This is a genomic window from Mycolicibacterium cosmeticum (assembly GCF_000613185.1).
Taxonomy (GTDB): Bacteria; Actinomycetota; Actinomycetes; order Mycobacteriales; family Mycobacteriaceae; genus Mycobacterium; species Mycobacterium cosmeticum.
The window spans coordinates 1282267-1303975 of sequence record NZ_CCBB010000003.1; the positions used below are offsets into that span (position 1 = coordinate 1282267).

The window sequence follows — 21709 nt, forward strand, 5'->3', positions numbered from 1 at the left end:
CGTGCGGTTACAGGACGACGACACCCTCGGCGACACCGATTGCCCGCAGATCGCGGTACCAGCGTTCGACCGGGTGTTCCTTGGTGTAGCCGTGGCCGCCGAGCAACTGGACACCGTCCAGGCCGATCTGCATGGCCTTGTCGGCGCCGAACTTGCGGGCCAGGGCGGCCTCGCGGATGAACGGCAGGCCCTGCTCGGCGCGCGACGCCCCGCGCCAGGTGATCAGGCGCAGCCCGTCGAGCTCGATGGCGATGTTGGCGGCCATGAACGCCACCGACTGGCGGTTGGCGATCGGCTCGCCGAACGCCTCGCGCTCCTTGATGTAGGGGATGACGTAGTCGAGCACGGCGTGCGAGGTGCCGACGGCCAATGCGGCCCAACCCAATCGGGATAAGGCAACGGCTTCAGAATAATCGTCGTCGGATGCTTCGTCCTCGCCGAGCCGGTTGTGCAGCGGCACGGCGACGTTGTCCAGTTCCACCTTGCCCAGCGCGGCGGCGCGGATGCCCATGCTCGGGTCGGCCTTGACGGTGAGGCCCTCCGACGACGATTCGACGATGAACAGCGCGGGCTTGCCGTTCAGCTGCGCGCCGATGATGAACAGCTCGGCGTCGGCGGCCGCCGGCACCAGCGACTTCACGCCGGAGAGCCGGTAACCGCTGGGGGTGCGGACCGCGGTGGTCTTCAGTGCCGTCGGGTCGAACAGCGCGTGCGGTTCTGCGATCGCGACGCAGGCCTGCGGCACGTTCTCGCCGGCGAACTCGGGCAGGTAGGTGGCCTGCTGGTCGGCGCTGCCCCAGTGGGTCAGGGCGGAGGCGACGCCGCCGGGCGCGAGGATCGGCAGCGCCAACCCCATGTCGCCGTAGGCCAGGGCCTCGGCGACCAGCGCGGTGGTGACGGTGGAGCGATGCGCGGCGATCCCGTCGAAATCCTCCGGGATGTTGATCGCGGTGATGCCGAGCTCGGCGGCCTTGGCGATCAGGTCTTTCGGGTAGGTCGCGGCGTCGTCGGCGTCGTGGGCGGCGGGCCGCAGGATCTCCTCGGCGAACTCCTGGACCGTCTCGACGATCAGCTTCTGATCCTCGTCGGGGGTCAGGTCGAAGTAGTCGGACCCTTTTCCGGGCCGGGCGGCTTCGAGTCGCGTCGCCGGTTTGCCGAGGCCCTGCACCCGCTTGATCTGCCGGGTGGTCGCGCCTGCGGCGGAGAACGCCGTCTTGACGCCGTAGCGCAGGGTCTTGTTCAGCGGGTCGCGCAGACCGTAGCGGTCCAGGAACTCCTGGCCGACCAGGGGTGTGATCAGCGCCAATCCGATATCGGTCGCTGTCCGCTTGTGCTTGTGCAGCCCGACGGCACTCTCCGGTCCGGTGCGCTTCGGGCGGGATTCGATCTGGGTCATGTCACAGCCTCATTCAGTAGGTGCGGTGCGCCATGACCGTATCTTACTCTGGAGTAAGGTCGGCAAAATCTGTTACGAAATTCACACCAGGCGGCGCAGCACCTGCTCGTGCAGCAAACCGTTGGTGGCCAGTGCGCTACCGCCGTGCGGGCCGGGTCGGCCGTCGACGCTGCTGAAGGTGCCGCCGGCCTCCCGGATCAAGATGTCCAGCGGGGCGATGTCCCAGACCTTCACCTCGGGTTCGCAGGCGATGTCGACCGCACCCTCGGCGACCATGCAGTACGACCAGAAATCGCCGTAGGCGCGCACCCGCCACACCTCGTCGGTGAGGGCGACAAACTTCTCGCGGCGGTCCTCCCAGCCGGTGGTCAGATCCGAGTAGGACAGGCTGGCCGCGCCCAGCTCGCTCACGCCGGACACCTGAATCCGCCGGGTGGTCCCGTTGAACGAGACGTGCGCCCCCTCGCCGGCGGCCGCCCACCAGCGCCGCCCCAGTGCCGGCGCGCTCACCACACCGACGGTCGGCACGCCGTCGTCGACCAGGGCGATCAGGGTGCACCAGACCGGCACCCCGCGGACGAAATTCTTGGTGCCGTCGATGGGATCCAAGATCCACTGCCGGCCGGTGAATGTTGTTGCGCCGCCGAACTCTTCACCGAACACCGCATCGTCGGGGCGGGCCTGGGCCAGGGTGGCGCGCAGCGCCCGCTCGGCGCCCTGGTCGGCGTCGGTCACCGGGGTCAGATCCGGCTTGGTCTCCACCCGCAGATCCAGTGCGCCGAAACGCTCCATGGTCAACGCGTCGGCCTGATCGGCGAGTTGAAGGGCGAGAGTCAGATCGGTGCTCATGGCAGCAGTCCTACCATGGTCGTCATGTGGGAATTCGCCATGGTGTTGCTGTTGATCGGGGCGTTGGTGCTGCTGGCCGCACCGTGGATCCGTAAGCGTCAGGGCCGCGGCGGTGGTGTCGCCGCCGGTTGGCAGTCCGGCAACCTGCTCGTGACGGGCGTCAGTCCACGCCCGGACGCCACCGGCGAGCAGTTCGTCACCATCACCGGCGTGATCAACGGACCCACCGTGGCCGAGCACGTGGTGTATCAGCAATTGGCCGTCGACGTGAACGACTGGCCCACCATGGGGCAGTTGATCCCGGTCGTGTATTCGCTCAAGAATCCGGACAATTGGCGCTTCGCGCCGCCGCAGGTGCCGGACAACCCCGCCGGGCTGTATTAGTCGGACCGCGGGATTGCCGTTGTGGCACGAAAGTTCGTGCCGCAATCGCGCGAGCGCGGCCGGGTGATCAGCCGTGTGCGATGCCGAGCATGTCGGCGACGCTGACCAGCTTGACCCGCGGCCGGTTCTGGGCCTCCCCGACGGCCCGCTCGTGGGCGTCGATGCGCTGCCAATGATCGTCGGTGACCAGTTTGGGTTGGCGCTCCAGCAGCCATCGGGCCAACTCGGACGCGTGGTCCTCGGCGAACCCGGGCTCGCCGAGATCGGCCAGCAGCGTGTCGACGGTGTCGGCCGAGTCCTTCTTGTTCGACCCGATGACACCGGACGGTCCGCGCTTGATCCAGCCCACGACGTACTCGTTGCGGCTGCCGTCGATACGCCCGTCGGTATGCGGGATGGTGCCGGAGCGGTCGTCGAACGGCAGCCCGGCCAGCGGCACCCCGCGGTAACCGACCGCGCGCACCACCAGCTGCACCGGGATCTCCTCCCGCTCGCCGGTGTCCTTGGCCACCACCCGGCCGCCCTCGTCCACAAGCTCGTTGCGGCCCAACACAATCGACTCGACACGGCCGTTGCCGCGAATCTCGATCGGCGACGTCGCGAACTTGAACACCACCCGCCGCTTCACCTCCGTCGGAGTCAGCTCGGCGTACTCGCGCAGCACCTTGACGTTCTGCTTGACGGTCTTGCCGGCCGCCTCCAGCTCCTCGTCGGTGATGGCGTCGAAATCCGCGCGGTCCACCACGATGTCCACATCGGCCATCTGCTCCAGGTGGCCGAGTTCGCGTAGTTCCAGCGTCGTGAACGGGGCCTGCACCGGACCTCGCCGGCCCACCACGATCACCTCCTTGACCCCGCGCACCCCCAGCGAGTCCAGCGCGTGGTCGGCGATATCGGTCTGCGCCAGGATCTCCGGATCGCTGATCAGGATCCGCGCGACGTCCAGGGCCACGTTGCCGTTGCCGATCACGACGGCGCGCTCGGCGTTCAGATCGGGGGCGATGCCCTCGAAATGCGGGTGCGCGTTGTACCAACCCACGAAGTCCACCGCGGCCACGCTGCCCGGCAGGTCCTCGCCGGGAATCCCGAGCGCCCGGTCGGATTGCGCGCCGACGGCGTACACCACCGCGTCGTAGCGCTGCGCCAACTCGGCCGCCTGGACGTGGTCGCCGACGGTGATGTTGCCGAAGAACCGGAACCGCGGATCCTCCGATGTCTTCGCGAACTGCGCGCTGATCGACTTGATCTTCGGATGGTCGGGCGCCACCCCGGACCGCACCAGCCCCCACGGCGTGGGCAGCATCTCCAGCATGTCGACGCGGACGTCTCGATCCGACTTCAACAGCGACGCGGCAGCGAAGAACCCCGAGGGGCCCGAGCCGACGATCGCCACGTGGTACGGGCGCATACGCAAAGCCTTTTCGTCAGGCTGACCGGCGGCGCGCTATGGGCTGTCGCGACGTCACCGGACCGGTTACCAGCCCGATGCTAGCCGCGGCGCGCCGATCGAGGGCGGACTCTGGATAAGCGGCCGGTACCCTGAACTTTCGTGGATCCCGACCTTCTTGCCGATATCGCCGCCCTCGACGCAACGCTCACCACCGTGGAGCGGGTGCTCGATGTCGACGGTCTGCGCGCCCGCATCGCCACGCTGGAGGCCGAGGCCACCGACCCCAACCTGTGGAACGACCAGGCCAACGCGCAGAAGGTGACGAGCAGCCTGTCGCACGCCCAGAGCGAGCTGCGCCGCGTCGAGGAACTGCGCCGCCGCATCGACGATCTGCCGGTGCTCTACGAACTGGCCGCCGAGGAGGGCGGCGAGGACGCCAAAGCCGAAGCCGACGCCGAGCGTGCGCAGCTGCGCGAGGACCTGGAGGCCCTCGAGGTGCGCACCCTGCTGTCGGGGGAGTACGACGAGCGCGAGGCCGTCGTCACCATCCGCTCCGGCGCGGGCGGGGTGGACGCCGCCGACTGGGCCGAGATGCTGATGCGGATGTACATCCGCTGGGCCGAGGCCCACAAGTACCCCGTCGAGATCTTCGACACCTCCTACGCCGAGGAGGCCGGCATCAAGAGCGCCACCTTCGCGGTGCACGCGCCGTACGCCTACGGAACGTTGTCGGTGGAGCAGGGCACGCACCGGCTGGTCCGGATCAGCCCCTTCGACAACCAGGGCCGCCGCCAGACCTCCTTCGCCGACGTCGAGGTGCTCCCGGTGGTGGAGACCACCGACCACATCGACATCCCGGAGGGCGACCTGCGCGTCGACGTCTACCGCTCCAGCGGCCCCGGCGGGCAGTCGGTCAACACCACCGACTCGGCGGTTCGGCTTACGCACATCCCCACCGGCATCGTCGTCACCTGCCAGAACGAGAAGTCCCAGCTGCAGAACAAGGTGTCGGCCATGCGGGTGCTGCAGGCCAAACTCCTGGAGCGCAAGCGTCAGGAAGAGCGCGCCGAGATGGACGCGCTCAAGGGTGACGGCGGCAGCTCGTGGGGCAACCAGATGCGGTCCTACGTGTTGCACCCCTATCAGATGGTCAAGGACCTGCGCACCGAATACGAGGTGGGCAGCCCGTCGGCGGTGCTCGACGGCGATATCGACGGATTCCTGGAAGCCGGCATCCGGTGGCGCAACCGCAAAGAGGACGAGTAGCCCTTGAACTGGTCGCAGCAATGGCACGGCTTCTGGCACGGCCAGATCGGCGAATGGATCCTCACCCGCGGGTTGCGGATCGTCATGCTCGTGCTCGCCGCGATGCTGGCCGCCCGGTTCGTCAACTGGATCGCGCAGAAGGTGACCCAGCGCATCGACGCCGACTTCCGCGAGAGCGATGCCCTGGTCCGTTCGGAGACCACCAAGCACCGGCAAGCCGTCGCCTCGGTGATCTCCTGGGTGACCATCGCGATGCTCGTCGTCATCGTGTTCGTGGAGTTCACCGACATCCTGGCCATCCCGATCGCCTCCCTGGTGGCGCCCGCGGCGGTGATCGGTGCCGCGCTCGGTTTCGGCGCGCAGCGGCTGGTGCAGGACCTGCTGTCGGGCTTCTTCATCATCACCGAGAAGCAGTACGGCTTCGGTGACCTGGTCGCGTTGACCGTCTCCGGCATCGCACTGCCGGCCGAAGGCACGGTGATCGACGTGACGCTGCGGGTGACCAAGCTGCGCTCCTCCGAGGGCGAGATGTTGACCATCCCCAACGGCCAGATCGTCAAGACGGTGAACCTGTCCAAGGACTGGGCGCGGGCCGTGGTGGACATCCCGGTGCCGGTGACCGCCGACCTGCACACGGTGAATGATTTGCTCAACGGGGTATGTGAGTCCGCGATGAACGATCCACAGATGCGCGAACTGCTCCTGGACAAACCGCAGGTGATGGGCGTGGAGAGCATCCAGGTCGACACCGTGAACCTGCGGATGGTGGCCCGCACCCTGCCCGGCAAGCAGTTCGAGGTGGGCCGGCGGTTGCGGCTGCTGGTGATCGCGGCGCTGGCCGGCGCGGGTATCGCCTCGCCCGCCGAGACCTCGACGCTGGCCCCGGCGGTGGCGCAGGAGCCCAAGCAGTGAAATTCCAGCTGCGCCGCGAGGGGGAGAACCGGCACTGGCCGCACTATCTGTTGTGGGGCCGGATGCGGACGTCCACCTTCGCGCTGATCGTCGCCTTCTTTTTCACCTGGTGGCTGTACAACACCTACGCACCGGCGCCCGCACCGCCGCCGGCCCCGGCCCAGCAGGTGGTGCCGCCGGGTTTCGTCCCCGACCCGGAGTACACCTGGGTGCCGCGCACCAAGGTGGAGACGCCGCGCAGCACCTACCGGACGACGACGACCACGACCACCCCGACCACCGAGCCGACCACCACAACCGAGACCACGCCGCCCACCGACACCACCACGCCGGGCGTGCCGCCCACCACCACGACGACGCCGGCCCCGCCGACGACGACGGTGATCGATCCCGACGGCCCCGGCCCGATTCCGCCGCTGACCTTGCCGGTCCTGCCGGGGGCGGTGCCGCCACCCACGACGCAGACGACGATCGATCCCGGGGTGGCCCCGGCGACACCCCCGCCGCCGGCCCGCAGCGCGAGCTGACCCGCGTCGCCCTCCGGCTACACTGGCGTGCCGTGATGATCACGCTCGACAAAGTGAGCAAGCAGTACAAATCCTCGGCGCGGCCCGCGCTCGACGATGTGTCGCTCAAAATCGACAAGGGCGAGTTCGTCTTCCTCATCGGTCCCTCCGGGTCGGGCAAGTCGACGTTCATGCGGTTGTTGCTGGCCGCCGAACACCCCACCAAGGGCGATATCCGCGTCTCCAAATTCCACGTCAACAAGCTCTCCGGCCGGCACATCCCGCAGCTGCGCCAGGTGATCGGCTGCGTGTTCCAGGATTTCCGGCTGCTGCAGCAGAAGACGGTCTTCGACAATGTGGCCTTCGCGCTCGAGGTGATCGGCAAGCGCGGTGACGTCATCAACCGGGTGGTGCCCGACGTGCTGGAGATGGTCGGGCTGTCCGGCAAGGCCAACCGGCTGCCCAACGAGCTCTCCGGTGGCGAGCAGCAGCGGGTGGCGATCGCGCGGGCGTTCGTGAACCGGCCGCTGGTGCTGCTGGCCGACGAGCCGACCGGCAACCTGGACCCCGAGACCAGTAAAGACATCATGGATCTGCTCGAGCGGATCAACCGCACCGGCACCACCGTGCTGATGGCCACGCACGACCACCACATCGTGGACTCCATGCGTCAGCGTGTCATCGAGCTCGAACTGGGCCGGCTCGTCCGCGACGAACAGCGCGGCGTCTACGGAATGGATCGCTAAGTGCGTTTTGGCTTCCTCATCAATGAGGTTCTGACCGGTTTCCGCCGCAACGTCACCATGACGGTGGCGATGATTCTGACCACGGCCATCTCCATCGGCTTGTTCGGCGGTGGTCTGCTGGTGGTCCGACTGGCCGACCAGTCCCGCGCCATCTACCTGGACCGGGTGGAGAGCCAGGTCTTCCTCACCAATGACGTCTCGGCCAACGACCTCACCTGCGACTCCGATCCCTGCAAGGCCCTGCGCGCCCGGATCGAGGCGCGCGACGACGTGAAGTCGGTCCGCTTCCTGAACCGTGACGAGGCTTACGAGGACGCGGTCAAGAAGTTCCCGCAATACAAGGACGTCGCGGGCAAGGACGCCTTCCCGGCGTCGTTCGTCGTCAAGCTGGACAACCCGGAGCAGCACAAGGACTTCGATCAGGCCATGCAGGGCCAGCCCGGGGTGCTCAACGTGCTCAACCAGAAAGACCTGATCGACCGGCTGTTCGCCGTGCTGGACGGGATGAGCAACGTGGCGTTCGCGGTGGCGCTGGTGCAGGCGATCGGTGCGGTCTTGCTGATCGCGAACATGGTGCAGGTGGCCGCGTACACCCGGCGCACCGAGATCGGCATCATGCGGCTGGTCGGCGCCACCCGGTGGTACACCCAGCTGCCCTTCCTGGTGGAGGCCATGCTCGCCGCATTAATCGGTGTCGTGTTGGCGGTCATCGGGCTTATTGTGGTGCGGGCCGTGTTCCTGGAAAAGGCGCTCGACCAGTTCTACCAAGCCAATCTGATCGCCAACGTCGATTACGCGGACGTGCTGTATTACAGCGCTCCCCGGATGCTGCTCCTCGGCATGGCGATGGCTGGCATCACGGCCTATGTCACCCTCCGCAGTTACGTCCGAAGATAGAGATGGCTACTACGAGTAAGAAGCCAGGCAAAGCTGCCGATAAAACTAATAACCAGGTCGTCGCGACCAATCGCAAAGCCCGGCACAACTATTCGATCCTGGAGACGTTCGAGGCCGGGGTCGTGCTGGTGGGCACCGAGGTCAAGAGCCTGCGTGAGGGGCAGGCCTCGCTGGTCGACGCCTTCGCGACGGTCGACGACGGCGAGGTGTGGCTGCGCAATCTGCACATCGCCGAATATCACCACGGCACGTGGACCAACCACGCCCCGCGGCGCAACCGCAAGCTGCTGTTGCACCGGCGGCAGATCGACACGCTGGTCGGCAAGATCCGGGACGGCAACCTGACCCTGGTGCCGCTGTCGCTGTACTTCACCGACGGCAAGGTGAAGGTGGAGCTGGCGCTGGCCCGGGGTAAGGAGGCCCGCGACAAGCGCCAGGACCTGGCCAAGCGTGACGCGCAGCGCGAGATCAGTCGCGAGATGGGCCGGCGGGCCAAGGGCATGCGCTGATCGGGGTCGCGCTCGCGCTGGTGTCGGCGATCGGCTACGGCGTGAGCGACTTCGTCGGGGGGATCGCCTCGCGCCGGGTGGCCGCGCTGCGGGTGGTCATCGTGTCCTATCCGTTGGCCTTGCTGCTGCTGACCGGGCTGGCTTTTGTTGTCGGCGGTCATATTTCACAGCCGGCGGTGTTCTGGGGTGGGCTGTGCGGGCTGGCCCAGGCCTTCGGGGTGTGGTGGTTTTACGCCGCGCTGGGGGCGGGCCCGATCGCGGTGGTGTCGCCGCTGACGGCGATCCTGGTGGCCGGTGTCCCGGTCGGGTTCGGGGTGGTGATGGGGGAGCGACCCAGTGCGGTCGCGCTCGCCGGGATCGCGGTGGCGCTGGTCGCGGTGGTGCTGGTATCCCGAGGTGTCACCGATGAAGACACCACCGAGCACCGGTTCACCATCAAGGTGGCCTGGCTGACCGTCGGGTCCGGGCTGGCGTTCGGGCTGAACTTCGTGGTGATCGACCAGGCCCCGCACGAGGCTGGGTTGTGGCCGCTGGTGTTCGCCCGGTTGTCGGCGTCGCTGTTGGTGGTGTTGATCGCGCTGGCCGCCCGCCAGCTGCGGGTCCCGACGGGTGTGCCACTGTGGCTGGCGCTGACCGCCGGTGCGCTGGACACGATCGCCAACGTGGCCATGCTGCTGGCCCTGCAGCACTCGCTGCTGTCGTTGACCGGCGTGCTGATCGCCCTGTATCCGGCCGGGACGGTGGCCCTGGCGCTGCTGGTGCTCAAGGAGACGGTCACCCGCTGGCAGGTGGTCGGCATGGTCGCCGCCCTCGCCGCGGTCGCCATGATCGCCGGGGGTTAGGGTTCTTTCGCGAGCGGCCGTGTTTGCACGCGACACGCCGCGCGAAGTTGGCATTTTGGGGCCGCTCGCGATCACACGCGACGCAACTGCCACCGTGCGACAGCGGCGAACGCCAGGGCCAGCACCCCGAGCATCGCCATGTCGAGTCCCCACGCGCCGGCCGTGTGCTGCCAATGCCCGTCCTGCGCGATGCCGACCACCAGGTTGCTCAGGTCCGCCGTCGAGGCCGACGCCGAGAAACCCCACCGTGCCGGGGTGACCGACGCCAGCGCCGACAGCGCCGGCCGGCCGGTCACCGGGATGAAGCCCCCGGCCAGCACCAGCTGCGCGGTCAGCGCCACCGCGAGCAGCGGCATCAACTGATCGACGGTCCGGGCCACGGCCGAGATGGCCAGGCCGAGGACGGCGGCGACCACCGCCGTGGCGGCGACACCCACGCCGAGTTCCAGCAGCGGGCTGCCCAGCGTCGTGGCCTCGGTCGGAGCGGGCTTGCCGATGCAGACGATGAGCACCAGCAACGTTGCCTGTGCGGCGGCCACGGCGCCGAAGACCGCGATCTTGGCCAGCAGGTAGGCACCGGCCGACAACCCGGCCGCACGTTCCCTGGTGTAGATCGCTCGCTCGCCGGTCAGGTCGCGCACCGTCAGCGTCGCGCCCATCAGGATGGCGGCGAAGTTGGTCAGCGCGATCACCTGCTTGGCCTCGAACGGCGCGGATACCGCCGAGGTGAGGAATCCGGCGTGGCCGGACACCGTCAGCGGCAGGATGCCCACCAGCACGGGCAGCACCGCCAGGAACGCCAGATGGCCGCGGTCGGCGGTCAGCAGCCGAATCTGACGACGGACCACGGTGCGGAACTGCCCGAGGGTGCCCTGGCGGTGGGGCGGCCGCGGTGAGCGGGCCAGTACCGGGGTGTGCGGGTAATAGCGTTGCGCACCTTCGGGATCCGCGCACAGCCGGGCGAAGATCTCGGCCCAATCCGTGCTGCCCAGCACCAGTCCGAGGTCCGCGGGCGCGCCGCAGTAGGCGGTCCTACCGCCGGGCGCGAGCAACAGGACCTGGTCGCAGATGTCCAGGAAAGCCAGCGAATGGGTCACGACGATGACGACCCGGCCGGCGTCGGCCAGCCGACGCAGCAGCGTCATCACCTGACGGTCGAGGGCGGGATCCAGCCCGGTGGTGGGTTCGTCGAGGATGAGCAGCGACGGGCCGGTCAGCAGTTCCAGTGCCACCGAGACCCGTTTGCGTTGCCCGCCGGACAGCATGTCGATCCGGGTGCCGGCGTGCGCGGTGAGCTCCAGTTCGGCCAGCACATCGGCGATGGCCGCGGGCTCGACATCGCGCAACTCCGCGGCGTACCCCAAAGCCTCTGCCACGGTGAGCTTTCCGTGCAGGATGTCGTCCTGGGGCACCATGCCCACGGTGCCGTCGAAGTGCACGGCGCCGGAATCGGGCCGGGTCGCCCCGGCTAGTACCCGGGCCAGGGTGGACTTGCCGGCACCCGAGGGGCCGATGAGTGCGGTGAGCGTGCCCGTCCGGGCCGAGAACGACACCCGGTCCAGTCGGGTATCGAGGGTGACGCCGTGGACGTCCACACCGCGCGAGATGGTCTGCGTTTTCATGTCAGTACATACACCAGGGGAAGGGCCAACAGGAGGGAGTCGATGCGGTCGAGCAGGCCGCCGAAGCCGGGCAGCCAGTCGCCGGCGTCCTTGACCTGAGCCTGCCGCTTGAGCATCGATTCGAGCAGATCGCCGAACAGCCCGCCGACGGCGACGGCCAGGACCAGTCCGACCGAGACGGTGCCGAGCACGAACAGCACCGCTGTGGCACCGAGCACCGCGCCCACGACACCGCCGAGGGTCTTGTTCGGGCTCAACGGGGAGATCGGGCGCCGGGCCCACGCCAGGCGCCGCAGCCCTTTACCGCCGCACCACGCGGCGACGTCGGTGGCGGCGACGGCGAAGCACACCAGGAAGGCATCCGGCCACACCAGCACCAGGTGCGCCAGTGACCAGCAGATCCACACCGACCCGAACGCGGTGAAAGCGGCCCGGCGCGAACCGGTTTCGACGTCACCGGAGAGCACCGCGGGCACCGCGCACAGCAGCACCAGCAGCGGCGTGAACCCCAGCACTGACGGGCGCAGCCACGCGGCGACCGGATAACCGACTGCCAGCACCAGCAGCACCACGGTGTCGGCGCGGCGCAAGCCGATCAGCCGGCCGTACTCGAGGACGGCAACCGCGGCGAGCGCGGCGGCGAACGCGGCGGTGGTGCCGGCGCCGAGCATCGTCGGGATGCCGACGGCGGGGGCGATCAGCACCCAGGTGCGCCATTTGCGGATCAGGTCGCGCTGGCGTGAGATCAGCACCGCGATTCCGGCGACGGCCAGGATGCCGACGGTGAGTGCCGGCAGGAACCAGGCCGGCCGGCCGAAGTCCACCGTGTCAAGCAGCGAGGGCATGGTGCTCTCCGGTGCGCAGCGCCAGCACCGCGTCGCGCAGGCGCGCGGCCGTCGTCTGGTGCGGGTCGACGGGGTCGCCGAGGTGCACCCGCATCGGGCACCCCGGGGTGAACGTGCCGCCCTTGGGCAGCACGTCGGCGGTGCCCAGCACGGCGACCGGGACGATCGGCACACCGCAGTCGCGGGCCAGTCGTACTGCACCGGAACGGAATTCGGCGATGCTGCCGTCGGTGGACCGGGTGCCCTCCGGGTAGATGACGATGGTGTGGCCCGCCTTCAGCAGCGGGCCGGCGGCCCGGACCAGGTCGTCGTAGCTGCCGCCGCCGGTGCGCCGCAGCGGCAGCACGCCGATCAGCGAGGTGGCGATCAGCCGGCGCGCCGGCACGTCGAACCAGTAGTCGGCGGCCGCGGCGAACATCACCTTGGCCGACGGGGGAAGGGCGGCCAGCAACACCGCGGTGTCGGCGTGCGAGGCGTGGTTGGCGACGATCACCGCACCACCGCGGACCTGCCAGCGACCGGTGACGGTCAACCCGCCGGAGGCGGCACACACCGTGCGCCACAACCAGTGCCGGAGCGCGCTCATGCGGTTGCCTCGCAGGCTCGGCTCCCGCATTTCAGATTGCCGATTCGCTCGGCAAGCCTCGCTCATGCTGCCACCACCGCCCGCATCGGCCGGGTGGGCAAGTTGGACACGACGGTCCGCGGTCGGGTCATCGGCACCGTCACCGCATCGTCCTCGACGGCCTGCGCCTTCAGCTCGCGGTGCGCGCTGCGCAGCCGCAGGGCGGTGGTGATCAGTGAGCCGTTGACCAGTTGGGCCAGCAGGATCGGCATCAGACCGGGGAACGCGGTGGCCAGCACGGTGAACACGCAGCGTTCGGTCTTCCCGAGCGGTCCACCGTTGATCCGGGTGGCGCCCGCCCCGGCGGCGGCTAGCGACGCGAAGGTGGGCAGCGTGGCGGCCAGTGCGGCGATCACCACCTGCAGCACCGTCCAGGACAGCCAGTGCAGGCCCGGCCCGTGCTGGCGTGCGGCCCACACGGCCAATCCGCCGAAAGTGAGTAGATCGGCTGCGCGGTCACCGATTTCGTTGAGCACGAAGCCCCACGGACGGCTGACACCGCGAGCCCGGGCGACCGCGCCGTCCAGGTTGGCACCCGCCAACCGCAGGACCAGAAAGACCGCGGCCAGGTGCCACCACCCGAGAGCGATGAACACGCCGGCGATGCCGGCGGCGAGCACCCCCGCGGCGGTGAAGACATCCGGTGAGATGCGGTGCGCAACAGCGGTATCGAGGATGGGGGTGAGGCGCGCGGTGAACCACGGCTTCAGCGCGTAGAGGCCGGCCATGCGGCGTCGTTGCGGGGAAGGCACATACCGGTTCATGGCTGGCTCCTTTCGTGACGGGTGTCTCGGTCACGAAAAGGTTGCGGCCCGCGGCTTGGCGGATTCTTGTGGCGTCAGTCCCCGGTGCGCGTGAAGGTCTCGTCGAACTCGGTTTTCATCGCGCACGGCGCGGATTCTTCCCACGTGCCGTGCCCCAGCAGCAGGTTGATCGGGTTCTGCACGGGCTGCGGCAGCGGGTACTGCCCGGTGGCGGTGAGCTTGATGACGGTGCCGTCGCAGACGGCCTCGGACTGGCTGTTGAGCGACCAGGTGCCGTTGGCGAAGAGCAGCGGGCGGTAATCCTCGGGCTTGTGGAAGTAGCTCATGCACCGCTCGCCGGTGCGCAAACAGTCGGTCCGGACGGTGTAGTCGCCCTGGATCGGCGGAAGACCGTTGCGGAACGTGCGGGTGCTGCGGTAGCTGCCGCGCAGCCCCTCGGCGGGGGAGACGACGCGGGCCGGCAACGCGGCCGGGTCGGGCAGGGTGGCCGGGTCGACGTCGGTGGTGCGGTTGAAAGTGATGGTGGCCCGGCCGGAGCACGAATTGCCCGCCGTGCCGGTGAACTGGCCCGTGAGGGCGCCGTCTGGGCGTTCCCGCAGCGTGAAGACGTACCAGATCTCGTCGGCGATGTCGTGGCACTGCTCGGCGGCCAGCGCGACGGCCACCCACTGGCCGTCGATCTGATCGAACTCCAGTTTCGCGACCGGTGGACCACCGTCACCGCTTTGCCGCTCCGCGACCGCCACGCAGCCGTCCGGCCGGCACGTCGAGCGCACCGCCCACATGGCCGTCGACGGTTTCGCGCCGTCCAGCGGGCCGCCGTCGATCAGTGTCGGTGCGCTGAACACGGCCTGGTAGACGCCGCCGAAGGCCGGGGCTGCCGGTGCGGTCGAGGTGGTCGAGGTGGTCGATGGGGCCGCGGCGGGAGTGTCCTTCTTGGCGAGGGCCAGGCTGGCGGCGACACCGCCGGCCACCAGCACCACGACGGCCGCCACGGCGGTGAGGATCAGCCCGGTCCGGTTCGCCTTCTCGGGTTTCGGTGGCGGTGTCCAGGCTTGCGTCGGCGCCGCGTCGGTCGGGTAGATGAGGGCCCGCTGGGCCGCGCCCGCCAGATCCACGGTGGTGGGGAAGCGGTCGGTGGGCTGCTTGGCCAGGCCGGTGGCGATCACCTGGTCCATGGCGGTCGGGATGGTCGGCAGATCCTGCGACGGTCGCGGCGGCGGCATCATCATGTGGCTCACCGCGACCTGTTCCAGGGTGTCCCCGGGGAAGGGCAGGTTGCCGGTGAGGCATTGGTACAGCACGCAGGTCAGGGCGTAGATGTCGGCGCTGGGACCGCTTTCGCCGGTGCTGAACCGTTCGGGTGCCATGTAGGCCCAGGTGCCGACGGTGGTGTTGGCCGAGGTGAGCGCCGTGTCGGTGTTGGCGCGGGCGATGCCGAAGTCGATCAGATAGGCAAAGTCGTTGTCGCCCAACAGGATATTGGACGGTTTCACGTCGCGATGCACCAGCCCGGCCTGGTGGGCGCTGTGCAGCGCCGTAGCGATCTGGCCGATGATGTACACCGCCCGTGCGGGTTCCAGCGGGCCGTTGTTGATCAGGGTCTGCAGGTCGGCGCCGTTGATCAGCCGCATGGTGACGTAGAGCCGGCCGTCGATCTCGCCGACGTCGTGGATGGGCACGATGTGCGGGTCGTCCAGCCGGGCCGCGGCGCGGGCCTCGCGGCGGAACCGCTTCTCGTAGTCGGGGTCCCGGGCGAAGTGCGGCAGCAGCATCTTCAGCGCGACGATGCGGTCGATCTCGGTGTCGTAGGCGCGCCAGACCTCGCCCATCCCGCCCCGGCCCAGCAGTTCGATCAGCTGGTAGCGGCCGAACGGCGTCCCCTGCACCGATTCACGATAAACCAGCAGGCCCACGGGTTCAGGGCTGATCGACTGGTGAGCAGTTCGGAACCCGGAACAAATAACCACTGGCCGTCGTTGAGCAAACCGGTATGATGGACTGTCCTGCCGAAAGTCGGCGGGGATGCGAGGGGCCGAACGGTTTCGACATCGCGCATCGAATCAAGGGAAGCGTGCCGGTGCAGGCAAGAGACCACCGTAAGCGTCGTTGCAACCAATTAAGCGCCGATTCTCATCAGCGCGACTACGCACTCGCTGCCTAAGCGACTGCGTGTCTGTCAGACCGGGAGCGCCCTCGGCCCGGACCCTGGCATCAGCTAGAGGGACCCACCCACGGGTTCGGTCGCGGGACCCGTGGGGACATCAAACAGCGACTGGGATCGTCATCTCGGCTCGTCTGCGTGACCGGGAGATCCGAGTAGAGGCATAGCGGACTGCGCACGGAGAAGTCTTGAGGGAATGCCGTTGGACCCGGGTTCAATTCCCGGCGGCTCCACAAGAGAAGGCCAGGGCACACGCCCTGGCCTTCTTTCGTCTCTCGGCCCGCGTTTGTGCGGTTTCATCCGCGACCCGCCGCGGCGGGCGGATGAGTTCGCACGTATGCGGCGACCTGCTCTGACACCCTGTGCACGTGGACCTCATGTGGAGCGTCATCGCGGTGACCGTCGCGACGTTCACGGTGCTGCTCGCGGTGCGCCGATTCGTGATGGCGGGAAGCCAGCTGGTGTTCTCCCGCTATGTGGCCGTCGGGGGATTGGTGGCCTTCACCGCCGACCGGGTGGGAGACGAGTACCGCATGCGATTCGAGGTCGGCGGGCCGGGCGTCTTCCACAACGTCACGGTCCGACTGTTCGGCGCGGCCGCGCCCGAGCCGCCCGCGGTGCGGCACACCATGGCCGCCGGCGATGAGCCGATCCAGTGGACCGTCCGGGCCGACGACCAGGCCTGGGTGATGGTCACCTGGGTCCGTCCCTACCTGCAGGGTGTGGAATCCGAGGCGCTCGCCTTGCGGTTGTCGACCGGTCGCCTCTACGAGTGGCGGTGGTACTCCGAGACCAACCGCTACCTGCGGACGGCGCTCCGCTTCCTGGCCAGACGCTGGTCGTTGCCGGGCGCCGACCTGCCGCTGTACGGGCGGTGGCGACGGACCACGTCGAACTCCGGCGCCGATCTGCTGGGGCCGGCGGCCACGGCTCCGCCGTCACGTTAAGCCGGCGTGTAGACGACGATCTGGAATTCGGGCTGATCCGACGGCCGCAGCTGGTGGTGTTCGTAGCGCACCGTGCCGAGCTCTGGGTGGTGAAAGATCCGCTCGCGCGATTCGAACCCACGGATGTCGTGGCGCTGCCACCCGTCGCGGAAATCGGCGCTGGCCTCCGACAATCGCGCCACCAGATCCAGCAGAGCCGGATCGCCCAGCCGCGAACCGATCTCGGCGCGGAACTCCGCGAGGAAGCGCTGGCTGGTCACCTGCCAGTCATCGAGGAGGTCCCGCACGGCGGGGTCGGTGAACACCACCCACAGCAGGTTGCGCTCGGCGGGCGGGGTGGTGGCGACATTCGGGTAGAGCCGCTGGTAGGCCGTGTTCCAGCCGGCGATGCCCCATTCGGGCGTCAGCGCGTAGGCGGGGTTGTCGCCGATGGCGTCGAGGAAGCGCTGCACGTGCGGCGGCACCGTGGTCACCTCGCTGGCGGCCCCGGCCGGCAGGGGCGCGAACCCCGCCAGGCCCAGGACGTAGCGGTGCTCGGGCACACCCAGGCGCAGTGTGCGGCTGACGGCGTCGAGCACCTGCCGCGACGGATTGATGTCCCGACCCTGCTCCAGCCAGGTGTACCAGGTGACGCTCACCCCGGACAGGTAGGAAACTTCTTCGCGACGCAGACCCACCGTCCGGCCCCGTCCGGCCACGGGTAGTCCGAAGTCGGTACGGGTCAGGCGTTCGCGGGTGGAGCGCAGGAACGCGCCCAGTTCGGTGCGGCGTTCCTCGGCGGTCGGCACGCTCCAAGCCTATTACTCTCACTACTAGTACTGAAGGCGTCTTCCCAGCGTGCGTGCCGCACCCGACAGTGAAGGCATGATTCCGCTGCGTTCCCGCACCGTCACCGATGGTCGCAATATGGCCGGAGCCCGCGCCCTGCTGCGCGCCGCCGGCGTCGCCCGGGAGGACTTCGGCAAGCCCATCGTGGCGGTGGCCAACAGCTTCACCGAGTTCGTGCCGGGCCACACTCACCTGCAACCCGTCGGCCGCATCGTGTCCGAGGCGATCAAGAATGCCGGCGGTATCCCGCGCGAGTTCAACACCATCGCCGTCGACGACGGCATCGCCATGGGGCATTCCGGGATGCTGTACTCGTTGCCGTCGCGCGACCTGATCGCCGATTCGGTGGAGTACATGGTCGAGGCACACAAGGCCGACGCGCTGGTCTGTATCTCCAACTGCGACAAGATTACTCCGGGCATGCTGATGGCCGCGCTGCGGCTCGACATCCCCACGGTGTTCGTCTCCGGTGGGCCGATGGAGGGCGGTCGCGCCACCTTGGTCGATGGCCGGGTGCGCACCGGGCTGCACCTGATCGACCCGATGGCCGGCGCCGCCGACCCGTCGATGTCGGATGAGGATCTGGCGCGGATCGAGGAGGCGGCGTGCCCGACGTGCGGGTCGTGTTCGGGCATGTTCACCGCCAACTCGATGAACTGCCTGGTCGAAGCGCTGGGCCTGGCGTTGCCCGGCAACGGCTCGGTGCTGGCCACCCACACCGCGCGGCGCCACCTCTACGAGAAGGCCGGCGCCACCGTCGTCGACCTCGCCGCCCGGTATTACGGCCAGGGTGATGTCTCGGTGCTGCCGCGGGCCGTCGCGTCGCGATCGGCGTTCGAGAACGCCATGGCGATGGACGTCGCGATGGGCGGGTCCACCAATACCGTGCTGCACTTGATGGCCGCCGCGCATGAGGCCGAGCTGGACTTCGCGATCACCGAGATCGACGAGATCTCCCGTCGGGTCCCGTGTCTGTGCAAGGTGGCCCCCAACGGCGCCTATCTGATGGAGGACGTGCACCGCGCCGGCGGCATCCCCGCCATTCTCGGCGAGCTGCATCGGGCGGGCCTGTTGGCCAAGGATGTTCACGCCATACACGCCCCGACCCTTGACGAGTGGTTGGCCCACTGGGACATCCGCGGCATCGCCCCTTCCGGCGAAGCGTTGGAGCTGTTCCATGCCGCGCCAGGTGGACGCCGCAGCGCCACCGCGTTTTCCCAATCCGAACGCTGGGAGAGCCTGGACACCGACGCGGCGAACGGCTGCATTCGCGATGTGGCCCATGCCCATTCGGCCGACGGCGGGTTGGCGATCCTCACCGGCAACCTGGCGCCCAACGGCGCGGTGGTCAAGACCGCCGGCGTCGATCCCGGTGCGCTGACGTTCGAAGGTCCCGCGGTTGTCGTCGAATCACAGGAGGAGGCGGTGGACGCGATCCTCGGCGGCCGCGTCACCGCCGGTGACGTGGTGGTGGTGCGGTACGAGGGCCCGCGGGGCGGGCCGGGAATGCAGGAAATGCTCTATCCCACATCGTTTTTGAAGGGCCGCGGGCTCGGTAAGTCGTGCGCCCTGATCACCGACGGCCGGTTCTCCGGCGGCACCTCGGGGTTGTCGATCGGGCACGTGTCGCCCGAGGCCGCCGCCGGCGGTCCGATCGCCCTGGTGCGCGACGGCGACCGCATCCGTATCGACATCCCGTCGCGCGCCATCACGTTGGACCTGTCGGAGGACGAGCTTGCGCGCCGCCGTGCGGATATCGGCGCGTTCACACCGCGGGACCGCGACCGCCCGGTGTCCAAGGCGCTGCGGGCGTACGCGTTGTTGGCGACGTCCGCGGATCGTGGGGCGGTGCGAGATGTCGACGGCGCGGTGCGGACGGGCGAAAGCAGGTAGCCCGCTACGCGTGGCGGGCGTCGCAGCGCTTCGTAGGCTGACTTGTGAAGTTATTTCACGAGAAAGGCTGACCATGGCACTCGAATCGGGTGATCACATCTGGTACTACGACGGGCAGGGCAACGAGTTCGCCATCCCCGGGGAGCAGACATCGACGGACAAGAACGTCCCGCGTCAGGTCTGGTTCCCGGGCGCCAACCCGGGCGATCAGAACGACTACCGCGGAAACGGAAAACACATCTTCTACTTCGTGCTGTTCGATACCGAGGTCCGGCGCGGGCAACCGCAATTGCTCAGTGGACGCGGCAGCTTTGCCTGGCTGCACAACAATCCCGGCAACCTCAGCAGCGACGGTCGGGACTATGGCCAATTCCCGGGAAAACTGGGCTGGCACAACTTCTTCGTCTTCCCCGACAAGGACACCGGGTTCGCGGCCATTCAGCCCTGGCTGGAGAACAACGGCTACCTGGGGCTGTCGATCACCGAGACATTCAAGAAGTACGCACCGAGGGGTGACGGGCACAACACGCCCGAGCAGTATGCCGCGCAGGTGGCTGCCGCGGTGGGGATCAGCCCCGACACCCTGCTGCAGGATCTCGGCGATGACGAGTGGCAGTCGCTGCTCAACGGCATCGAGCGGGTCGAGGGCACCATCGAGGGTGACACGTTCACCTACAACGACCCCGATCTGCCCGCCGCTATTTCGTCTCTCGCGCTGAATCTTTGAGGGACCCAGACCCCATCATCTGGTCGAATTGCGGGGCCGAGGTCGTGGCGCACGACCTCGGCCTGCGCACGTCGTCCGGCTGTGATCAGCCCTCCAGTCGGCGCCGGAGATATTCGGTAGCAATCGAGGCGGTGAGTCGGTGCTTGCCGACGACGCGAACCAGCTGGTCTTCTGCGAGTAGCGCCGTGTAGGTCTCCGGCGACGTCGCGATCCGATAGTAGAGCAACGGGCCATCCGGCTCTGCGGTGCCGTCGATCGCTGACCAACGCCAGGCCGCCGGCAACGTTCTCTCGAGCCATTCGCGGGTCACCCTGGGGGCTGAGATCTCATCGATGTTGAGGGCCGAAACGGCTGCAGGCCAGGCGAATGCGATATCGGACGCTTCCTCGGATCGATCGCGTGGCGAAGGCTGGGCGACAGCTTGCCGGTACGCATTCTGATAGGCGACCGCCAGGGCGGGGAAAATCCGTTCGATCTCCTGGACGAGCGCCGAAGGTTCGGCCATCCCGGCGTACCTCGATTGCGAATGCACGAACACGACGCGCTTGACCTCGGTGTAATGAGCCAGCAAAGCGGACAGCAAGTAGAGCCGTGTCGACCACCAGTAGGATCCGGTGTGCAGTTCGATTTGGATGATCTCGCAACCCGGCGACGTGATGACGTTGGCAATCTGCTCGGGAATCCCGCGGCTCTGGCCCGTATCGATGGCACTGGGATTCACTTCGCTGTAGTTGACCATGACGACATCGGTGATATCGCCAGAGCCGAAAGCCGTTATATCGGGCAGTGATACCGATACGGCTTTGATCTCGACCTCGATGCCAAAGCCCCGAAACGATCGGATCTGATCCCCGACGAAGGCGATCGCCAGGGGGAGGGACATGACGACCGCGGCGCCGATCGCCACCGTGTGGTCGTGACTTGGCGCCAGCACCCGCGCCGCGACGTACACGGCACCGAAGGCCAGGGTGACGAGGTAGCCGGCCAGCGCGATCTTGAATCGCCGTTTGGCCGTTACTGGGCACTCCGGACTTTTCCCGGACACAAGACCTCAGACCTGCTGGGGCTCCGGCGCCCGTCCGTCCTGCCAGAACTGCACCGGGACATAGAGATCCGGATGGTTGCGCTGTAGGTCCAGGAAGAAGCTGTACAGGTCCACACCGGTGTACTGGCCGCCGGGGGCCCCGCCGATGATCTCGACCAGAGCCAGGTGCAGGTGCGGCGAGATGCCGGCGAACTCGTAGACCGTGCCCAGGTAGTCGCCGACGGCGATTTCCGCACCCTGCTGAACCTTGTCGTCGGTGTCTGTGAGGTGGGTGTAGAAGCCACCCATCATGTCGTTGTCCGAGCGGATGAAGATCTGCGCGCCGTAGACCTTTCCGCTGTCCTCGGCGGGATTGTGCGGCTGGAACTTGGTGATGTGCCCGGCGAACGCCGCATACACAGGTGTCCCACTCGCGCCGCCCAGGTCCATGCCGTAGTGGATGTACCAGTTCGGCCCCGTATGACCTCCTACGCCAGGCCCGCCGTAGCCCGTCGTGAAGCCCGGTACGGCGACTGGTGCCGTCATGTCGATGGTGAACGGAGAGGACATCGG

At 68.1% G+C, this 21709-nt stretch carries 22 protein-coding genes and 1 other RNA gene; 12 read left to right on the forward strand and 11 right to left on the reverse strand.

The window, feature by feature from the left end:
• Positions 1-7: 7 nt before the first annotated feature.
• Positions 8-1396, reverse strand: coding sequence for an acyl-CoA dehydrogenase family protein (locus BN977_RS25365; protein ID WP_036402394.1), 1389 nt, complete (start codon positions 1394-1396; stop codon positions 8-10).
• A gap of 81 nt (positions 1397-1477) precedes the next feature.
• A complete protein-coding gene (gene hisN / locus BN977_RS25370) occupies positions 1478-2245 on the reverse strand; it encodes a histidinol-phosphatase (protein ID WP_036402396.1) in 768 nt (255 codons plus the stop codon).
• Positions 2246-2269: 24 nt separating this feature from the next.
• Between hisN and BN977_RS25375 the strand changes: the two genes are divergently transcribed.
• Positions 2270-2629: a hypothetical protein gene (locus BN977_RS25375; RefSeq protein ID WP_036404391.1), complete on the forward strand. Its 360-nt coding sequence runs from the start codon at positions 2270-2272 to the stop codon at positions 2627-2629.
• 67 nt (positions 2630-2696) lie between these two features.
• On the opposite strand, the gene BN977_RS25380 is transcribed toward BN977_RS25375, so the two are convergent.
• Positions 2697-4037, reverse strand: a complete 1341-nt coding sequence (locus BN977_RS25380; RefSeq protein ID WP_036402398.1) for an FAD-dependent oxidoreductase — start codon at positions 4035-4037, stop codon at positions 2697-2699.
• Between the two features lie 141 nt (positions 4038-4178).
• Here BN977_RS25380 and prfB point away from each other — a divergent pair, with 141 nt between their 5' ends.
• Genes prfB through BN977_RS25415 form a run of 7 tightly spaced genes read left to right on the forward strand, consistent with a single transcriptional unit; the run spans position 4179 to position 9697 of the window.
• The gene (gene prfB / locus BN977_RS25385; protein WP_036402401.1) at positions 4179-5285 is read left to right on the forward strand and encodes a peptide chain release factor 2; all 1107 of its coding nucleotides are present in this window, start codon (positions 4179-4181) and stop codon (positions 5283-5285) included.
• Positions 5286-5288: 3 nt separating this feature from the next.
• The gene (locus BN977_RS25390; RefSeq protein ID WP_036402404.1) at positions 5289-6197 is read left to right on the forward strand and encodes a mechanosensitive ion channel family protein; all 909 of its coding nucleotides are present in this window, start codon (positions 5289-5291) and stop codon (positions 6195-6197) included.
• Positions 6194-6724: an Rv3103c family proline-rich protein gene (locus BN977_RS25395; RefSeq protein WP_036402407.1), complete on the forward strand. Its 531-nt coding sequence runs from the start codon at positions 6194-6196 to the stop codon at positions 6722-6724. The genes BN977_RS25390 and BN977_RS25395 overlap by 4 nt, the downstream gene beginning before the upstream one ends.
• A gap of 35 nt (positions 6725-6759) precedes the next feature.
• Complete coding sequence (ftsE, locus tag BN977_RS25400) at positions 6760-7449, forward strand: cell division ATP-binding protein FtsE (protein ID WP_024455045.1); 690 nt, start codon at positions 6760-6762, stop codon at positions 7447-7449.
• Positions 7450-8346: a permease-like cell division protein FtsX gene (ftsX, locus tag BN977_RS25405; protein ID WP_036402410.1), complete on the forward strand. Its 897-nt coding sequence runs from the start codon at positions 7450-7452 to the stop codon at positions 8344-8346. It begins immediately after the preceding gene.
• Between the two features lie 2 nt (positions 8347-8348).
• Entirely contained in the window at positions 8349-8855 is a 507-nt protein-coding gene (gene smpB, locus BN977_RS25410; RefSeq protein WP_036402415.1) for an SsrA-binding protein SmpB, read from the forward strand.
• Entirely contained in the window at positions 8852-9697 is an 846-nt protein-coding gene (locus BN977_RS25415; protein ID WP_338100697.1) for an EamA family transporter, read from the forward strand. Before smpB ends, BN977_RS25415 begins: the two co-directional genes overlap by 4 nt.
• Before the next feature lie 71 nt (positions 9698-9768).
• Here the strand turns inward: BN977_RS25415 and BN977_RS25420 are convergent, their stop codons facing one another.
• From BN977_RS25420 to BN977_RS25440, 5 genes are all read right to left on the reverse strand, one after another.
• Positions 9769-11319 carry an ATP-binding cassette domain-containing protein gene (locus tag BN977_RS25420; protein WP_051561892.1) on the reverse strand — a complete coding sequence of 517 codons (1551 nt, stop codon included), beginning with the start codon at positions 11317-11319 and terminating at the stop codon, positions 9769-9771.
• Entirely contained in the window at positions 11316-12164 is an 849-nt protein-coding gene (locus tag BN977_RS25425) for a phosphatidate cytidylyltransferase (RefSeq protein WP_051561893.1), read from the reverse strand. The genes BN977_RS25420 and BN977_RS25425 overlap by 4 nt, the downstream gene beginning before the upstream one ends.
• Positions 12148-12750, reverse strand: coding sequence for a lysophospholipid acyltransferase family protein (locus BN977_RS25430; protein ID WP_051561895.1), 603 nt, complete (start codon positions 12748-12750; stop codon positions 12148-12150). Before BN977_RS25430 ends, BN977_RS25425 begins: the two co-directional genes overlap by 17 nt.
• 62 nt (positions 12751-12812) lie before the next feature.
• On the reverse strand, positions 12813-13553 hold the full coding sequence (locus BN977_RS25435) for a CDP-alcohol phosphatidyltransferase family protein (protein ID WP_084172672.1): 741 nt from the start codon (positions 13551-13553) through the stop codon (positions 12813-12815).
• 74 nt (positions 13554-13627) lie between these two features.
• Positions 13628-15442, reverse strand: coding sequence for a serine/threonine-protein kinase (locus tag BN977_RS25440; protein WP_036404406.1), 1815 nt, complete (start codon positions 15440-15442; stop codon positions 13628-13630).
• Positions 15443-15584: 142 nt separating this feature from the next.
• Between BN977_RS25440 and ssrA the strand changes: the two genes are divergently transcribed.
• Positions 15585-15953: a transfer-messenger RNA gene (ssrA, locus tag BN977_RS32055) on the forward strand.
• A 132-nt stretch (positions 15954-16085) separates the two neighbouring features.
• On the forward strand, positions 16086-16664 hold the full coding sequence (locus tag BN977_RS25445; protein WP_131590210.1) for a hypothetical protein: 579 nt from the start codon (positions 16086-16088) through the stop codon (positions 16662-16664).
• Here the strand turns inward: BN977_RS25445 and BN977_RS25450 are convergent.
• The gene (locus BN977_RS25450; protein WP_036402421.1) at positions 16661-17452 is read right to left on the reverse strand and encodes a helix-turn-helix transcriptional regulator; all 792 of its coding nucleotides are present in this window, start codon (positions 17450-17452) and stop codon (positions 16661-16663) included. The two genes, BN977_RS25445 and BN977_RS25450, sit on opposite strands and share 4 nt — an antisense overlap.
• A gap of 76 nt (positions 17453-17528) precedes the next feature.
• Between BN977_RS25450 and ilvD the strand changes: the two genes are divergently transcribed.
• Positions 17529-19385, forward strand: coding sequence for a dihydroxy-acid dehydratase (ilvD, locus tag BN977_RS25455; protein ID WP_036404409.1), 1857 nt, complete (start codon positions 17529-17531; stop codon positions 19383-19385).
• A 73-nt stretch (positions 19386-19458) separates the two neighbouring features.
• Positions 19459-20112, forward strand: a complete 654-nt coding sequence (locus BN977_RS25460; RefSeq protein ID WP_036402423.1) for a hypothetical protein — start codon at positions 19459-19461, stop codon at positions 20110-20112.
• Between the two features lie 85 nt (positions 20113-20197).
• Here the strand turns inward: BN977_RS25460 and BN977_RS25465 are convergent, their stop codons facing one another.
• Both BN977_RS25465 and BN977_RS25470 read right to left on the reverse strand, forming a co-directional pair.
• Positions 20198-21157: a hypothetical protein gene (locus BN977_RS25465; RefSeq protein WP_036402425.1), complete on the reverse strand. Its 960-nt coding sequence runs from the start codon at positions 21155-21157 to the stop codon at positions 20198-20200.
• Positions 21158-21163: 6 nt separating this feature from the next.
• A complete protein-coding gene (locus tag BN977_RS25470; RefSeq protein WP_084172673.1) occupies positions 21164-21706 on the reverse strand; it encodes a M23 family metallopeptidase in 543 nt (180 codons plus the stop codon).
• Positions 21707-21709: the final 3 nt, after the last annotated feature.

Excerpts from the sequence above, each read along its gene's own strand:
- BN977_RS25365 (WP_036402394.1), bottom strand. The coding sequence starts at position 1,396 with ATGACCCAGATCGAATCCCGCCCGAAGCGCACCGGACCGGAGAGTGCC.
- hisN (WP_036402396.1), bottom strand. The coding sequence starts at position 2,245 with ATGAGCACCGATCTGACTCTCGCCCTTCAACTCGCCGATCAGGCCGAC.
- BN977_RS25375 (WP_036404391.1), top strand. The coding sequence starts at position 2,270 with ATGTGGGAATTCGCCATGGTGTTGCTGTTGATCGGGGCGTTGGTGCTG.
- BN977_RS25380 (WP_036402398.1), bottom strand. The coding sequence starts at position 4,037 with ATGCGCCCGTACCACGTGGCGATCGTCGGCTCGGGCCCCTCGGGGTTC.
- ftsE (WP_024455045.1), top strand. The coding sequence starts at position 6,760 with ATGATCACGCTCGACAAAGTGAGCAAGCAGTACAAATCCTCGGCGCGG.
- smpB (WP_036402415.1), top strand. The coding sequence starts at position 8,349 with ATGGCTACTACGAGTAAGAAGCCAGGCAAAGCTGCCGATAAAACTAAT.
- BN977_RS25420 (WP_051561892.1), bottom strand. The coding sequence starts at position 11,319 with ATGAAAACGCAGACCATCTCGCGCGGTGTGGACGTCCACGGCGTCACC.
- BN977_RS25425 (WP_051561893.1), bottom strand. The coding sequence starts at position 12,164 with ATGCCCTCGCTGCTTGACACGGTGGACTTCGGCCGGCCGGCCTGGTTC.
- BN977_RS25430 (WP_051561895.1), bottom strand. The coding sequence starts at position 12,750 with ATGAGCGCGCTCCGGCACTGGTTGTGGCGCACGGTGTGTGCCGCCTCC.
- BN977_RS25435 (WP_084172672.1), bottom strand. The coding sequence starts at position 13,553 with ATGAACCGGTATGTGCCTTCCCCGCAACGACGCCGCATGGCCGGCCTC.
- ilvD (WP_036404409.1), top strand. The coding sequence starts at position 17,529 with ATGATTCCGCTGCGTTCCCGCACCGTCACCGATGGTCGCAATATGGCC.
- BN977_RS25460 (WP_036402423.1), top strand. The coding sequence starts at position 19,459 with ATGGCACTCGAATCGGGTGATCACATCTGGTACTACGACGGGCAGGGC.
- BN977_RS25470 (WP_084172673.1), bottom strand. The coding sequence starts at position 21,706 with ATGTCCTCTCCGTTCACCATCGACATGACGGCACCAGTCGCCGTACCG.